16 protein-coding genes and 1 tRNA gene are annotated in these 15,919 nt (G+C 29.4%); 7 read left to right on the forward strand and 10 right to left on the reverse strand.

What is annotated here, in order from left to right; translation table 4 throughout:
- The 8 genes from rpsG to MDIS_RS03650 form a co-directional block, all read right to left on the reverse strand.
- The gene (rpsG, locus tag MDIS_RS03615) at positions 1 to 471 is read right to left on the reverse strand and encodes a 30S ribosomal protein S7 (protein WP_044635676.1); all 471 of its coding nucleotides are present in this window, start codon (positions 469 to 471) and stop codon (positions 1 to 3) included.
- 54 nt (positions 472 to 525) lie between these two features.
- Positions 526 to 945: a 30S ribosomal protein S12 gene (gene rpsL / locus MDIS_RS03620; protein WP_010321104.1), complete on the reverse strand. Its 420-nt coding sequence runs from the start codon at positions 943 to 945 to the stop codon at positions 526 to 528.
- A 129-nt stretch (positions 946 to 1,074) separates the two neighbouring features.
- Entirely contained in the window at positions 1,075 to 1,455 is a 381-nt protein-coding gene (locus MDIS_RS03625) for a DUF4231 domain-containing protein (protein ID WP_044635677.1), read from the reverse strand.
- Positions 1,448 to 1,978 carry a DUF4231 domain-containing protein gene (locus tag MDIS_RS03630; RefSeq protein ID WP_044635678.1) on the reverse strand — a complete coding sequence of 177 codons (531 nt, stop codon included), beginning with the start codon at positions 1,976 to 1,978 and terminating at the stop codon, positions 1,448 to 1,450. Before MDIS_RS03630 ends, MDIS_RS03625 begins: the two co-directional genes overlap by 8 nt.
- Positions 1,969 to 2,469, reverse strand: coding sequence for a hypothetical protein (locus MDIS_RS03635; RefSeq protein ID WP_044635679.1), 501 nt, complete (start codon positions 2,467 to 2,469; stop codon positions 1,969 to 1,971). The genes MDIS_RS03630 and MDIS_RS03635 overlap by 10 nt, the downstream gene beginning before the upstream one ends.
- Before the next feature lie 119 nt (positions 2,470 to 2,588).
- Positions 2,589 to 3,944, reverse strand: a complete 1,356-nt coding sequence (locus tag MDIS_RS03640; protein ID WP_044635680.1) for an APC family permease — start codon at positions 3,942 to 3,944, stop codon at positions 2,589 to 2,591.
- Between the two features lie 192 nt (positions 3,945 to 4,136).
- Positions 4,137 to 4,742, reverse strand: a complete 606-nt coding sequence (rsmG, locus tag MDIS_RS03645) for a 16S rRNA (guanine(527)-N(7))-methyltransferase RsmG (RefSeq protein WP_044635808.1) — start codon at positions 4,740 to 4,742, stop codon at positions 4,137 to 4,139.
- A 16-nt stretch (positions 4,743 to 4,758) separates the two neighbouring features.
- The gene (locus MDIS_RS03650) at positions 4,759 to 5,751 is read right to left on the reverse strand and encodes a ribose-phosphate pyrophosphokinase (RefSeq protein ID WP_044635681.1); all 993 of its coding nucleotides are present in this window, start codon (positions 5,749 to 5,751) and stop codon (positions 4,759 to 4,761) included.
- Positions 5,752 to 5,848: 97 nt separating this feature from the next.
- Here MDIS_RS03650 and MDIS_RS03655 point away from each other — a divergent pair, with 97 nt between their 5' ends.
- The 6 genes from MDIS_RS03655 (at position 5,849) to MDIS_RS03680 (ending at position 10,355) form a co-directional block, all read left to right on the forward strand.
- Positions 5,849 to 7,096: a TatD family hydrolase gene (locus MDIS_RS03655; RefSeq protein ID WP_044635682.1), complete on the forward strand. Its 1,248-nt coding sequence runs from the start codon at positions 5,849 to 5,851 to the stop codon at positions 7,094 to 7,096.
- Positions 7,077 to 7,853, forward strand: a complete 777-nt coding sequence (gene rsmA / locus MDIS_RS03660; protein WP_044635683.1) for a 16S rRNA (adenine(1518)-N(6)/adenine(1519)-N(6))-dimethyltransferase RsmA — start codon at positions 7,077 to 7,079, stop codon at positions 7,851 to 7,853. The genes MDIS_RS03655 and rsmA overlap by 20 nt, the downstream gene beginning before the upstream one ends.
- Positions 7,854 to 7,998: 145 nt before the next feature.
- The gene (rplM, locus tag MDIS_RS03665) at positions 7,999 to 8,433 is read left to right on the forward strand and encodes a 50S ribosomal protein L13 (RefSeq protein ID WP_044635684.1); all 435 of its coding nucleotides are present in this window, start codon (positions 7,999 to 8,001) and stop codon (positions 8,431 to 8,433) included.
- 4 nt (positions 8,434 to 8,437) lie between these two features.
- On the forward strand, positions 8,438 to 8,836 hold the full coding sequence (rpsI, locus tag MDIS_RS03670; protein WP_044635685.1) for a 30S ribosomal protein S9: 399 nt from the start codon (positions 8,438 to 8,440) through the stop codon (positions 8,834 to 8,836).
- Between the two features lie 66 nt (positions 8,837 to 8,902).
- Positions 8,903 to 8,979: transfer RNA gene (locus tag MDIS_RS03675), tRNA-Ile, on the forward strand.
- Between the two features lie 89 nt (positions 8,980 to 9,068).
- A complete protein-coding gene (locus tag MDIS_RS03680) occupies positions 9,069 to 10,355 on the forward strand; it encodes an IS3 family transposase (protein WP_044635134.1) in 1,287 nt (428 codons plus the stop codon).
- 104 nt (positions 10,356 to 10,459) lie between these two features.
- Here the strand turns inward: MDIS_RS03680 and MDIS_RS03685 are convergent, their stop codons facing one another.
- Both MDIS_RS03685 and uvrB read right to left on the reverse strand, forming a co-directional pair.
- Complete coding sequence (locus MDIS_RS03685) at positions 10,460 to 11,323, reverse strand: L-threonylcarbamoyladenylate synthase (RefSeq protein WP_044635686.1); 864 nt, start codon at positions 11,321 to 11,323, stop codon at positions 10,460 to 10,462.
- Positions 11,324 to 11,341: 18 nt separating this feature from the next.
- Complete coding sequence (uvrB, locus tag MDIS_RS03690; RefSeq protein ID WP_044635687.1) at positions 11,342 to 13,330, reverse strand: excinuclease ABC subunit UvrB; 1,989 nt, start codon at positions 13,328 to 13,330, stop codon at positions 11,342 to 11,344.
- Between the two features lie 213 nt (positions 13,331 to 13,543).
- Between uvrB and leuS the strand changes: the two genes are divergently transcribed.
- Positions 13,544 to 15,919 carry a leucine--tRNA ligase gene (gene leuS / locus MDIS_RS03695; protein WP_044635688.1) on the forward strand — a complete coding sequence of 792 codons (2,376 nt, stop codon included), beginning with the start codon at positions 13,544 to 13,546 and terminating at the stop codon, positions 15,917 to 15,919.

A 15,919-nucleotide genomic window follows, 5' to 3' on the forward strand; every position in this document is an offset into this window, starting at 1 on the left:
CTACCATCTAAAGTGCGCAAACGCACGGTTAGCTTCAGCCATTCTGTGGGTGTCTTCTTTTTTCTTGAAAGCACCGCCAGTTTTATTATAAGCATCAATTATTTCGTTCGCTAATCTGACAACCATTGTTTTTTCATTACGTTTACGGGCGAAAAGAATCAATCAACGAAGTGCAAGAGTTTGTTGACGTTTCAAACGAACTTCCATTGGAACTTGATAGTTGGTTCCACCGATTCGACGAGAACGTACTTCAGTGAGTGGAGTTACATTTTTAACCGCTTGCTGGAAAACTTCAAGTGCATCTTTTTGTGTTTTTTCCTGAACTAATTTAAAAGATGAATAAAGAATGTTTTGTGCGGTAGTTTTTTTTCCTTCTAGCATTACACAGTTGATTGCTTTTGTGATTAGTTTTGAGTTAAAAACTGGATCAGCAAGAACATTACGAACTGGAGCTTGTTTTTTTCGTGACATTTTAACCTCCTTTTAGTTTAAAAATATGTCGTAATTTATAGTATTTTTTAGTTTTTACTTGGATGTTTTAGGTTTTTTAGCACCGTATTTTGAGCGTCCTTGTGCTCTTTTTGCAACCCCTGTTGTATCCTGAGTTCCACGCACAATGTGATAACGAATCCCTGGTAAATCCTTAACTTTTCCACCACGGATTAGAACAATTGAGTGCTCTTGTAAATTGTGACCTTCTCCAGGAATGTAAGCATTAACTTCAATTCCATTTGAAAGTTTAACCCTTGCAAACTTACGAAGTGCAGAGTTAGGTTTTTTAGGAGTCATTGTCGCAACCCTTGTGCAAACTCCACGCTTAAATGGTGAACTTATTTTCAACTCTTTTTTGTGCAAAGAGTTATAAAGCATATTTAGAGCGGGAACTTTTGACTTTCAGGTCTTTTTGACACGACAACCTTTAGCTAATTGTGATATTGTTGGCATTTTTTCCTTTAAATTCAGTGATTTTTTCTTTAGTTAACAACGGTTACAGTAGTATAAAAAAATTTTTTACAGAATTTTTTTAACGAAAATTATAAGGATATTTTAGCACTTTTTTAAATTTCAACAAGTTTAATTTTCTATTTTTAAATCAACTAGTTCGCGTGCAATCTGGTCTAAATTTACTTCTGATTCTTGGAGTTCGAGTTTCTTATTTTGGTAAAACTCGATTTTTTGTGTTGCTTTTTTATAAACATTTTCGAAAACAAAAAATGAAGACAACGAAGTCACAAAAGTAATAATTGCGTTGATAAATGCGATCGCGACAAATAATTTAACGGCGGTTGGGTTTGGGTTTTTGGTGATGGCGTAGGCTGATAAAATTCCGTTAAAAGCTGACATTAAAATTAAGGCAATGCTGCAAAACAGAAAAATACCCTTTGAAAGCCGTGCTTTTGCCGTTAATTTAATTATATCTAGATCAATTTTAGTTTGGAGTTCGCGCTTATTCATTGTTTTTTTCCTTGTTTTTTAATTTTTGTCCGTTTACTTTGGTTTTAAGTGCGTTTAAAATCCCTAAATGTTTAGAAATTGAATTAAAAAGTTCAATTTGGACGTTTTTTGATTTTGAATACTTTCCTGCTTTTGTTTCAAATAAAACTAGTTCAATTTTTAAGAAATCGTTGATTTCTTGATTTCGAATTCAACGCGGTTTTACTAAAAAAAGTGCAAAAAGCCCGTTAATTATTGAAATTGAAAGGTTAATTCATAAAACGAAAATTGGTCATTGATCAACTTTTGTGCCGTTTTCGTCAATGGAAGTAAAAAAATTAGCAAAAGGTTCAAGTTCGCTTAACTTGGGCGAAGCTAATTTAAAAATTCCCATTAATGTTGAAAAAAAGCCGAAAAAAATGCCGAAAAGTGAAACTGTTCAGAATAAAATTTGAAAGAATCTTGCTTTAAAAAGTGTTTTTCGGTATAAAAACTTGGCAAATTCATATGCATCTGTTTCAAGTCGGACATTTTTTACAATCATTTTTTACCTCCAAAAACAATTTTTTTCAAAATTTTTAATTTTGAAACTTCTTTTTTTTGAAAATAAAAATCAGAAATTTGCTGATAGTCTTTTTCAAATTCTTCCATATTGTATTGTTCATTGTTTTGAATTTGGAAAAATAAATAACTCAATTCCCGTTGTGCTTTTTTATAATCTTTAAATTTCATAACTTCACGGAAAACAGCAAGAAATAAATTAATAAAAAAGGTAAGGCAAATAAAACTTGCTAAAACAATTGTGAGTCCAAGATCAGTAAAAATTGACTTATTTGGAGATTTAATCAATTGATAACGGTGAATTTCGATGATAATTACGGAAATTGCTAATGCAATCACGATTATATTTGCGAAAAAAATGATTCACTTAACAGCATTTGCACTATAGTAAGCAATTTTTTGGATTTTTTTTAGTTTAGATTCTTTATTTTCAATAAATTTAATTAATTGTTCAATTGTTTGTTTTTGTTCCATTTTCTTACTTTCTAATTTTTAAATTTTTTAAAAAATTTAAAAATTATTACGTATTTTACAGTACTTTTATAAATTAGCTGTTTTAAATTTTTAAATATTTTTATCCTTTTGAAATTTTTTTAATTTAAAGATGTTTTTTTTTTTTTTTTCGAAATTCACATAAAAAATTTAACAAAATAACCGATCAACATTGAAGAAACATAACTAATTAGCGGGATAAATTGTTGAAAAGTTATTTTTTCTGAACCAATAAAAGGTAACTGTGAAAAAATAAGTGTGAATGAAATTGTGATCATCCCTAAAATATAAATTATAGTCTCTCATAGCGGAATATCTTCGTTTTTACGTCATTTTCACACTAAAACTGTGAAAATTGACAATAAATATTGCACTAAAAATGAGATATTTCCTGCTTTTAAAATTGTATCAAAGGAATTTTTTAGACCAAAAATTTCTGGAATAATTGTGAAAATTAAACTTGAAAGAATTACAATTATAACTGATAAATAAATTGCGTTTTGATATTCGTTATATTTATTCTTTTTCGCCAAAAAAGCAGGTAAAAAACCATCTTCAGCAAGCGGAGAAATATATCTTGCCCGTGGTTGTACAGACGCAATCGCTCCTGACATCCTATTAAAAGCGAGTCCAATTGTAAAAAGCGATGTTCCCGCTGATCCTCAAAGAACTTTATAAACTGTTTCAAGCCCAAAGTCGGATAAATATTCATTCCCAAGACCTAAAAATATTATATAAAAAAGGAAATAACTGAAAATTACGATCAAAAAGATTAAAATCATTACTTTTTTAAATCTTTTTGTCTCAACATTTTTCGAAATTGTTGCTAAAGATTCAAACCCACCATAAGAATAAATAAATGATAGAACGGTTCCAGAAAACCCTAAAATACTAAAGGGCGCAACTTCTTTAAAACTTTCACCATAACTTTTAGATGAACTAATTAGATAGATAATTAGCCCAAATCCAACAAACAAAGTCAGTCATTTGAAAATTCCAGTTATAAAAACAATCCATTTTGACAGCCTAAAACCGAAAGCTCCCGCCAAAATAAGTGCAATATAAATTACTAGAGAAATAGCAACATAAATTCATTTTCGTGATGGGTCGAACGAGGTTAGTAAACTTGAAAAAAATAGTGGTGTCGTTGCTGAAAAAAGCATAATTTGACTTACCTGATTTCACCCTTGGAAAAAAACTATCCCATTTTTAAAGGTTTTTTTAGCATAAGCATACGAACCACCAACTTCAGATTGGTATTTTTCTCCCGCTCTTGCAAAAGCAAAAATTACCGCTAAAGTAATTAACGAGGTTAAAATAAAAACCAAAATTCCCCAAAAACCTTGCTTAATTACTTGTGAAATTGTGGCAATAAACCCAAATCCAACAATGTAATTTAGCCCATAAAAAATAAACTGACGCTCAGTGAGCGAGTTTTTAGATTTTGTATCAGACATTTCTTCTCGTTTTCTTTTAGTAGAGACACTTTTTATAAGTGTTTTAAAATTTTACCAATTCCTTCATAAAAAATGAAATAAAAATGAAATTTATTTCATTTTTTATGAAAATTTAATATTTCCAATATTTAAAAAATTAAATTCGTGACTTAATTAAGAAAAAATTACTAATTTCAAAATGTGAAAACATTCTTATTTAGTCACAATGTAAATTTTTTTGTCCAAATTGTTGATAAAATCAATGATTTGGTAGTTGCAATTTTTACAACTTTTGGCCTCATCAAAAACTTTTGGACCTTTAATGAATGCTAAATTTGTTTTTGGTGACTGAAATTTCCTTGTAATTTGGTCAAGTTTTTCCAAATTTGCAACAGCGCGTGCCGTTATTATGTCAAAGTTTTTGTTATTAATTTCCTGAACTGGTTTACAAATTAAGGTGAATTTAATTGCTAATTTTTCAGAAACATCCTTTAAAAATCGACATCTTTTTCGCATAGATTCGGAAATTGTAAGATCAATTTCTGGATTTGCAATCAAAAATGGAATCGAAGGAAATCCTGCTCCTGATCCAATATCAAGAATTTTTACTTTTTTAAGTTCATTTTTATCACCTTTGATCATTTTAACAATGAAATTCATTGTAGAAATTGATTCAAAAATTCCTTCTTTTCAAAGAATATCGCCAGAAAAACCTGTTAAATTAAAGTGTTTGTTGTTAAACTCAATTAATTTAACATATTCTTCCAATTTTTCAAATTGCGATTGGGTGACTACTAATTTAGTTTTTTCTTTATACATTATTATTAAAAAGTTTTTAATTTCCGTTTTTTTCAATCAACTTTTGCTTTGTTTCTTCGTAAATACTTGTAATTGAAGTTGAAAAAATACAAGCCAATATACTTTTTGACAAAAATTCAGCAAGCGAAGTAATTGTAAGTTTGCTGAATTTTTTAGCAAGTTTAGTGTTATCAATTGAATCTGTAATTATCACGTTATCAATGTTTGGATTTTCCTGAAATTTTTCAAATCCGTAACTAAAAACACCGTGTGTAGCGGCGAGAACAACTGATTTTGCCCCTTTTTCCTTAACAACATTTGCTGCATTGATTATTGTCCCGCCTGTATCAATAATATCGTCAATTATCACGCAATCTTTCCCGCTTACATCGCCAATTAAACCTAAAACTTCGGTCTGATTTGTTCCAGTTCTTCTTTTATCAATCACAGCAACATTTGTCTGTTTTCCTAAAATTTCCGCTAAAATTCGCGCTCGAACAGCACCGCCGTGATCGGGACTTACAACAACATAATCTTTGTTTTTGCCAACAAGTTCGTTTGCAAGAATGTATTGACCGTGAAGTTCATCAACAGAAATATCAAAAAAACCTTGAATACTCGGGTTATGAATATCGACTAAAATCAGTTTAGTCACACCTGCTTTTTCGAGTAAATTTGCAATTAATTTTGCCGTAATTGGTTGTCTTCCCGATGATTTACGATCTTGTCTTGCATAACCATAATAAGAAAGAATTACAACGATTTCTTGTGCATAACCGCGTTTTAATGAATCAATGAAAATTAAGAGTTCCATAATATTTTCATTAACTGGTTTGGAGGTGTTGGCAACAACAAAAACGGTAGAATTTCTAATTGTCTCTTTGGATTTTAGTAAAACTTCACCATCAGCATAAACAATTCTTTCAATTCCTGAAAGTGGAATGCCAGTTTGTTGTGAAATTTTTTCAGCCAAATCAAGTGAGTTTTCCATTCCAAAAAGAATTATGTTTTTTTTTGGTTCAATATTCATCACTCTTTTTTCCTTTTTTATATATAATTTTATAATTGTACAAAAAAGTATAACAAAAGCATAATAAATTATTTTTATTTAATTCAAAAACTTAGCAATGTATTTAAAAATCCAACAATTTTTCCCTAGACATTTGAATTTGGTACTAAATTCAATTCAAAAATTTAATTTAGAATTGAATTTAGTAACTAAAAAGGGGAAGACTAGTATCGGTAATTTAGGTTTTTATCAAAATTTTGAAAAAAATTATGAATTTTTAATCGTTGATGAACACAAAAAATCCGATTTTATTTTTGCGTTTTTTGTTCTTTCAAAAAAAGAACAAACTTTTTACATAAATTTGCTCTTTTTTAGTGAATTTTTAAACCAAAACTGATTCAATATTATCGGCGAATTTGTTATTGACTTTATAAAGGAAAACTACAATTTAGAAACTTTTTACATACAAATTCCCGATTTGAACAAAAAACTTGTTAATTTTTTTGAAAATTTAACTGCTTCCCAAAATGATAATTTGAACACTTTTCAAATAAAATCGGTTGAAAAATACAAATTTATTGATATTCATTGCCATCCTTTCTACGAATATTTCGAAAACCCACAAGAACAAGTTCAAAATTGGTTTAACGACAATATCGACCTTATTTTTGCGGTGGGAACTTCTTGAAAAGATCTAGATGAAATTAGGGAAATTGGAAATTATTCTGATCGAATCTATAAAATTATTGGAATTCACCCTAATTTAGTTAAAGAATCAGATAATTTTTCATTGCTTTCAAAATACATTGACGATAAAGTGATCGGAGTTGGTGAAGTCGGGCTGGATTTTTATTATGACAACAATCCCTCTGAAAAAGTCCAGTTAAAATCGCTATTAAGTCAAATTGAGATTGCAAAAACTAACAACATTCCAGTTATGTTGCATATTCGCGATAAACCTGGCGAAAACAGAGCTATGTTGTTGGTTTTAGAACTAATTGATAGATTTTCTGAAATTAATTTTATATTTCATAATTTTTCAACAAATTATGAAATATTTAAAAAATTAGTCGTAAAAAACAATTGTTTTTTTTCTTTTTCTGGTGTAATAACTTTTAAAAAAAGTGTTGAATTAAGGCAGATAATTAAGGAAACTCCACTTTCAAAAATTTTATGCGAAACCGATGTTCCTTATTTAAGTCCAGAACCAAATCGGCAAATTTGACCTAATGTTTCCCCACAAATTCAATGAACCTACCAAACAGTAGCAAATTTGAAAAATTTGACAAAAAGAGAACTTTCAAAAATAATTTTCGATAATGTAACTAAAATTTTTAAGGTTAAAAATGCAAAAAGTAATCCCTAAAAAACATTTAGGTCAAAATTTTCTAAAAGATAAAAAAATAGGTAAAAAAATTGTTGAAAACATTGATTTTCAAGGAAAAAATGTTGTTGAAATTGGTTGCGGAACTGGTTTTTTAACAGATTTTTTGCTAAAAAGGGCAAAGTTTGTGACTTGCTACGAAGTTGATAAAAACTTAATCCCGATTCTTGAAGAAAAATTCAAAAACAAAAATCTTCGTATAATTAACGAAGATTTTTTACAAGTAGAACTTGATTTTTTTGAAAAACAGATTATTGTTGCGAACCTTCCTTACTATATTACCTCGAAAATATTGTTTAAAATCTTTGCTAATTTTGAAAAATTCGAAAAAATTTTGGTAATGGTTCAAGAAGAAGTTGCTGATCGAATAGTTGCAAAAACTAACAGTAGTTTTTACTCAAAATTATCACTTGCTTCTCAATATGTTGCGGAAGTTAAGAAGTTATTTAAAGTTTCACCAGACTCATTTTTCCCAATTCCTAAAGTGAATTCCGCAGTTGTTTCTTTTGAAATTAGGAAAGATTTAGAATCTAAAAAAATCGAACAATTTCTTTGATTTACAAAGATGTGCTTTCAATTTAAACGTAAGACTTTATACAATAATTTTAAATTTTTTCTAAAAAGGGAGCAAATTGAAAAAATTTATAATTTTTTTCAATTTCCAGCGAATATACGACCACAACAAATAGATTTGCTAACTTATATAAGTCTGGCCGACTTTTATTTTAATAATTTATAAAAAACTAAAGTGTTTTGATTTTTAAAAAATTATAGTATAATTTTGTTACATTCTCGCACTCCGTTAGTTCGTTACATATTATTTAGCAAATACGATTAAAATCGTATTTTGTTTTTTGTCAACAAAACAAAATGAAAGGCTTATCATGAGACAGACAACTTTTGTCAAGCATGGAGAAGTCAAGCAAAAATGGTTTGTAATCGACGCTGAATCAAAAATTCTTGGTCGTTTAGCTGCTTTTGTCGCTTCTCGTTTGCGCGGAAAACACTACCCACATTTCACTCCCAACGTTGATATGGGTGACAAAATCATCATTATTAATGCAGAAAAAATTTTACTAACTGCAAAAAAAGAAGACCAAAAATTATATTATAATCACTCTGGGTATCCAGGCGGGTTAAGGGTTAGAACAGCACGTGAAATGCGAGCTAAAAAGCCAATTGCTCTAATAGAAAGAGCGGTTTTTGGAATGATTCCACACACAAAATTAGGCGATAAACAGCGTAAAAATCTTTATGTTTATCCTGGGGTTGACCATCCACATCAAGGACAAAATCCTGAAAAATTAGAGGTAAACTAATAAAATGAATCAACAAGAATTATCTTATTACGGAACTGGGCGAAGAAAATCATCAGTAGCACGTGTAATTTTAAAACACGGTGATGGTCAATTTAAAATTAATAATCGGGTAGCAAAAGAATATTTAAAATCAGATATTTTAATTAAAGACGCGTTGCAGCCACTTTCTATTACAAACACAATGTCAGAATTTGATATTAGAGTCAATGCTCACGGCGGTGGAGTTTCTGGCCAAGCTGGTGCTATTAGACTTGGAATTGCTCGTGCTTTGTTAAAGGTTTCGGTTGATTATCGTTCAGATCTAAAAGTTGCTGGTATGCTAACTCGTGATGCGAGAGCGAAAGAACGTAAGAAATTTGGATTACGTAAAGCCAGAAGAGCACGTCAATTCTCAAAACGTTAACTTTTTTTTAAAAATTTGTTATAATTATAATGTGTTTGCAAAAAAACATTATAATTAATAAATTATGGGAGCGTAGCTCAGATGGTTAGAGCACACGACTGATAATCGTGAGGTCGATGGTTCGATCCCATTCGTTCCCACCATATCAAATTGACTTACAAAAAAATCTCTTTAATTTAAAGAGTAAATTAGTAGAAAAAAATGAGACACACCAAGAGAGGTGTGTTTTTTTATGAAACAAAATAAATTTTCAATTAATGAAAAAATCAAATATATCAAAATCGCTGAATCGCAAGGATTCAAAAGTGCGACTATACATTTTGCAAACGAGTTTCGTGAAATTTATAAAAATAAATCAGTTAATAAAAAATCGCAAAAAGAGGGTTTTTTACAGACATATGCGAATAATTTAATTCGAAACTGACAAAAAAAGTATTATAATTATGGTATGAACGGATTAATTAGCACACGTGGTAAAAATAAATCACCACGTAAGTCAAAAAAACAATACACAATTAACGATCTTTCGGAAAATGACCGCGGAATTTATCAAGAAATAATGGAAAACGTCCTTAGAAGATACGGGATTGATCCTGCAATTGTAATGGACGAACTTAAAAAGCGAAAACAAGAAGCAGAAAAAGATAAGGATCAAATCGAAAATTCAACAAGACTTTGCAGCGTTTTAAAAGTTAATCGCACATCGATTTATCGCAAAATAAAGGTGAAAAAATCACCAAAAGAAATGGTATACAGTAAAGAATTACTTGATTGAATTCTTGAAAGTTTTAATTTTAACAGAAAAGTAAAAGGTCGAGATAATTTGTATAATGTATACAAAAATCAAGGAAATAATATAAGCACATATGTTTTTCAAAAACACTATGAACATTTAGGGATAAAATCGATTGCTTACAAAAAACAAGGTAAAAATGCGCCAAAAGAAGCTAAATTTTCGCGGATTTGAGCCGAAGATCATATCAAAGGACAATTTGAATCTAAAAATTTTGGTGAAAAATGATTTGCTGATATTAAATTTATAAGAATTGGCGATGATTTTTATTTTTTGCATTCAATAATTGAAACAAAATCTAATTATTTGCTAAATTTTTCAATTTCCAAGACTAGATTTTCAGAAGAAACAATAAAATTAGTAAAAGAAACAATCAAAAAACACAAAATTACACCTAAATTTTTCCATTCAGATCATGGAGTTGAATATGCTAACCACCGATTTGCTCAATTTTTAAAAGAAAACAACATTCAACAATCAATGTCGCCAAAAGGAAACGCGCTTGCAAACCGCCCGATTGAATACTTTTATGCTATTTTACAAAGAGAATACTTGAATGTTGAGGGTAAAATTTTTGAAAACCTTGAAGATGCCCATCAAAAAATCAGCTCATTTGTTAAATGATACAATAAAACTAGAGTGCAAAGTTGCCTTTCATATTTGAGTCCAAATTCTCATTTTGAACAATTTGGTGCTCAAAAAAATTTTCACAATTTTGGAGAATAAAAAATAATAAAAATTTGTTTTAAAAATAATTAAAAATAATGATGTGTCTCATTTTCCTATACTAACTTACTTTAATTTAAAGAGATTTTTTTTTTTTTTTTACATTATTTCCTAATTCATTTTTTTAAATCAATGTCATAAATTGCTGAAGGTTTTTCGGATCCAAGTTGAAAATTAAAAATTTTTGAAATTTGCCAAAACTTTTCCCTTGCATCTCTGAAATTAAGTGGTTTTTGATTTGAGATGTTAGCACTGGTAACAAAAGCAGGACCGCTTTTTTCTAATAATTTTTGGAGTTTTACCTGATTTGGGATCCGAAATGATTGCTTTTCAATTATTAATGTAGTCGGCCCAGGTCAAAAATTTTTACTAATTTCTTTTAATTTTTGGTAATTTTTCCTTGAAATTAACGGTTTTATTTGTCTTAAATTAGAAACTAACGTCACGATTTTTTTTGAAAAATCGCGATTTTTAATTTCAAAAATAGCTTTTAAATCAAGACTTGCGTAAAAACTGCCAATTCCTGGAACTGTATCAGTTGTACATAAAAAAAGTTTTTCATATTTCTGAATTTCAAATTCAAAAATATGAAAATTTTCCTTAAATCAAATAGCAAAATTTTCATCATCTTCAACAAAAACTATAAGATTTTCAAAGTCATATTTTCAAAACAGAATATGAAAATTATTTGCTAATTTTAAACAAAACACTTTGTTTTTCAATGTTTTTTCCATAAAAACATGGTTTTTGAAAAGTAATTTTTTACTAACAAGTCAAAGTAAAAAATTTTCAAAATATCTTAATTTTAAATTTAAACTTAATTTAAAATTAAGTGGTTTATGAAGTTTTTTTTCAAAAAACACTGTAAAAATCGATGTTTTCACTTTTATTTTTTTTTGATTTTGAAAATCAAAAAAAAATAAAAGTGAATTACTAACTTTGTAAATTAGAAGAATTTTAGTTTTCATAATATGATTCTTAAAAAACTAGTCCATTTTCAGTTTAATTTCTGTAATTAAATCACGAATTTGAATTGCCTCTTCAAAACGATTGGCATCAGATGCGATTTTCATTTCTTTTTCCAAAATTTTAATATAACCTTCCATTTCCTTCTTATTTTTCTGTTTTTCACGAAGAACTTTGCTGATTTTTAAAGTATTTGGATTGATGCTTTCTGGAATTGGTTTGATTATTGTTTTTGGAATAACATTGTTTTTTTGATTATATTCAATTTGGATTTTTCTTTTATTTTCGTTATCTTCTAGTACTTTTTGGATTGTTTCTGTAATTGTGTCAGTAAAAAGGATAACTTTTCCACGATCATTTCGAGCGGCACGCCCGATAATTTGGATTAAAGATGATTTTGATCTTAAAAAGGATGAAAGACCTGCTTCTAGGACAAAAATTAGCGATACCTCGGGAATATCAACGCCTTCACGCAACAAATTAATACCGACAATCGCATCATAAATTCCTTTTCTTAGTTTAATTATGATTTCATCACGCTCAAAAGTAGTCATTTCGGAGTGTAAATAATAGACATTTTGCAACTTTTCTTCTTGTAAATACTTGCTAATTTCTTCAGCAAGTCTTTTTGTTGTTGTTAAAATGAGACTTCGTTCATTTTTTTCTTTCTGTTTTACTAACAGTTTAAAAATTTTTTCCATCTGGTTAGCAGTTGGTTCGATAATTATTTCAGGATCAATTAAGCCCGTCGGGCGTATAATTTGTGAGACAATTTCGCCACTAGTTTTATCAATTTCGTAATTTGCTGGCGTTGCAGAAACATAAATTTTAGACTGTTGATATTCTTCAAATTCTTCCAATTTTAAAGGTCGATTGTCAAGTGCTGAAGGAAGTCGGTAACCGTAGTCAACTAATGTTTGTTTTCGGCTGCGATCGCCTTCATACATTCCGCGAATTTGGCTGACCATAATATGAGATTCGTCGATAAAAATTAGCCCATCTTTTGGTAAATAATCAAGCAAACTAAAAGGTTTTTCACCTTTTTGCCGTCCGTCAATATGTCGGGCGTAATTTTCAATTCCCGAACAAATACCAAATTCGCTAAGCGAGTCAATATCGTTATTAACTCGCTCTTTTAGTCTTTGTTTTTCGACTAGTTTGTTATTTTTTTCAAAAAATTCAAGTTGTTCATCAAGTTCAACTTTAATAGTTTCGATCGCGCGATCGATGATATTTTTTTTGACAGAATATGCCGTTGCTGGATAAATTGTATAAGAATTATAAGATCTTGTTATTTTTTTTGAAATTGGATGAATTATGTTGATTGCTTCGATTGTGTTTCCAAAAAATTCAATTCTGATGTTAAAAGCATCAGATCAAGCTGGGAAAATTTCCAAAACATCACCTTTTAGCGAAAAAACTCCTGGTTTTTGCTCAACAGGATTATTTTGATATTTAATTCTAGCAAGTTTTAGCGCCAACTCTCCTGGTTTTATTTCCTGATTTACCTCCAAAGTCAAAAAATTATCTTCATATTCATCAGGATTAAGAGTTCCATAAATAGCAGCAACCGAGGCAATAACAATAGTATCATTTCGCATCATTAGTGCATTTAAGGCTGACATTCTCATTGTTTCAAGGTCGAAATTTGTCTTACTTGTTTTTTCTAAATAGACATCTTTTGTTGGCAAATAGGCTTCTGGTCTGTAAAAATCAAAGTAGGAAATGTAAAATTCAACACGATTTTCTGGGAAAAATTCCTTAAATTCAGTGTAAAGTTGCGATGCTAAAGTTTTATTATGAGACAAAATGATAACTGGTTTGTTAAAATGGGCAATTACATTTGCCATTGTAAAAGTTTTTCCCGAACCAGTTACACCCATTAAAATCTGTGATTTTTTACCACTTTCGATACCTTCGATCAAAGTTTGGATTGCTTTTGGCTGGTCGCCGTTTGGTTTATATTTTGCATCTAATTTAAATTTTTTAAACTCTTTTTCAACTAGCATTTGAAGTTCAACCAATTTTTAAAAAAATAATAAAAATTTTAACACAAAATTCTTTATGTTTACAGCATTTACAAATATGAAAACAAGCGTTTTCAATTTAAATTATGAATTTTACTTCTCAAATTCCGCTTTTTTTCCTTTTTATCAAGTGAAAAAGCAATTCGTTTCATTTTTATTTTCTAATCTTTGTATTATAATTTATAATTATTTATTATGTTTGAGCACCGAATTATTGAAAAAAAGTGACAAGATTATTGGCATAAAAATAAGGTTTTTCAGACCACTGAAACATCAAAGAAAAAAGTCTATATTCTTGATATGTTTCCCTACCCCTCGGCATCTGGGCTTCATTTAGGGCATCCGATTGGATATACTGCATCAGATATTGTTGCTAGATTTAAGCGTTTAAACGGTTTCGATGTTCTCCATCCGATGGGTTGAGATGCTTTTGGTTTGCCTGCGGAACAATATGCAATTAAAACTGGAAATCACCCAGGTGATTTTACAAAAGAAAATATCGAAAATTTCAAAAAACAGATAATTTCCTTTGGATTTTCTTATGATTGAGATAAAGAAATCAACACTTCTGATCCAGAATTTTATGAGCAAACTCAATGAATTTTTAAACTTTTATACAAAGCGAATCTAGCTGAAATTCGCGAAGTAGAAGTGAATTGATGCCCTGAATTAGGGACAGTTTTGGCAAATGAGGAACTAAAAAGAGATAAAGACGGAAGTTTTGTTAGTGAACGCGGCGGTTTTCCTGTTGTTCTAAAAAAAATGAAACAGTGAGTCTTAAAAATCACTGAATATGCGCAGAAATTGCTTGATGGACTCGATGATGTTAACTTTCCACTTTCTTTAAAAACTCTTCAAAGAAAGTGGATTGGCAAATCTGAAGGCTGAAAAATTAAGTTTCAATTTGATGGAAAAGATGATTTTCTTGAGATTTTCACTACAAGAATTGAAACTTTTTACGGCGTTAGTTTCATTGCGATTTCTCCTTTGCACAATTTAGCACAAGAATTAGCAAAAGAAAATAAAGAAATTAATCAATTTATTGAACAAAACAGTTTTTTAAGTCCTAAATTACAAAGCGAAAAAAACGGAATTTTTACCGGTTTATATGTAAAACATCCTTTAAATTCACGTAAAATTCCCGTTTATATCGCAAATTATGTGCTAAATGACTATGCAAATTCGGCGATTATGGGGGTTCCTGCCCATAATTTAAACGATTTAGAATTTTCACAAATTTTCAAAATTGACTATATCACAGTAATTAATTTTGAAAATTTTCTCATTAATTCCGATGAGTTTAGCGGACTAAATATTGAACAAGCTTCAAATTCAATTTTTGCAAAATTAAAATTGATGAATTTAGCCGAAAAAAGTACAACTTTTCGCTTAAAAGATTGAGTTTTTTCCCGACAAAGATATTGGGGCGAACCTTTCCCAGTTTACTTTGATGAAACAGGGAAAATTTATCTTGAAGAAAAAATAGTTGAACTCCCACATATAGATAAAATAACCCCTTCTGGCGATGGTCAATCCCCACTTGCTTCGATAAAAGATTGAGTTTTTTTCGAAAAAGATGGGAAAAACTACCGTCGCGAAACAAACACAATGCCACAATGAGCTGGGAGTTCTTGATATTATTTAGCTTTTATTTTAAAAGAAAAAGGGAAAAACTATCTCAAATTAGATTCGGAAACTGCATTTGAAAAATTCAAAAAATGACTTCCCGTCGATCTTTATATTGGTGGTCAAGAACACGCTGTTGGTCATTTAATTTATTCCCGTTTTTGACATAAAGTTTTATTCGAAGCTGGAATTGTTCCAAATTCTGAACCTTTTGACAAAATTATTCACCAAGGAATGCTGCTAGGTTCCGATGGGCAAAAAATGTCGAAATCCAAAGGAAATACGATAAATCCTAATCAAGTTATTGATCAATATGGGGCTGATACAATTAGAATTTTTCTAATGTTTATGGGTCCAATTGGCGATAGTCGAATTTGGGATGAATATGGGGTAAAGTCAATTTATAATTGAATCCAAAGGGTGATTCGAACTATTTTGGATGACTATGAAATTGATAGTTCGCTTGAAAATGACTATGAATTTACGTACTTTTTTAATAATTTTGTTTCAGAAATAACAAATTTAATTGAAAATTTTAAATTTAATGTGGCGATTTCAAAATTAATGGTTTACATTAATTTTTTAAATAAACAAGAAGCAATTCCTTCAAAAAAATATTTAACAGATTTTCTAATTATTTTTTCAATTTTTGCACCTCACATTGCTGAAGAGTTATTGGAAAAATTAGGTAAAAAACCTTTACATTTTCAAAGTTGACCAGAATTTGATGAGAGTAAAATTGTTAAAAATACCTATAATTTGCCAGTTTCAATTAATGGGAAAAATCGGTCAATTTTGAAGCTTAACGAATTACAAAGCAAGGAAGAAATTATCGAAATTGCAAAAAAAGACAGTAAAATACGTAAATATTTAGAAAATATAGAGATTATTAAAGTAATTTTTGTTCCTAAAAAAATATTGAACTTTATTGTAAAAAATAAGTAA

Source organism: Mesomycoplasma dispar (assembly GCF_000941075.1).
Taxonomy (GTDB): domain Bacteria; phylum Bacillota_I; class Bacilli_A; order Mycoplasmatales; family Metamycoplasmataceae; genus Mesomycoplasma; species Mesomycoplasma dispar.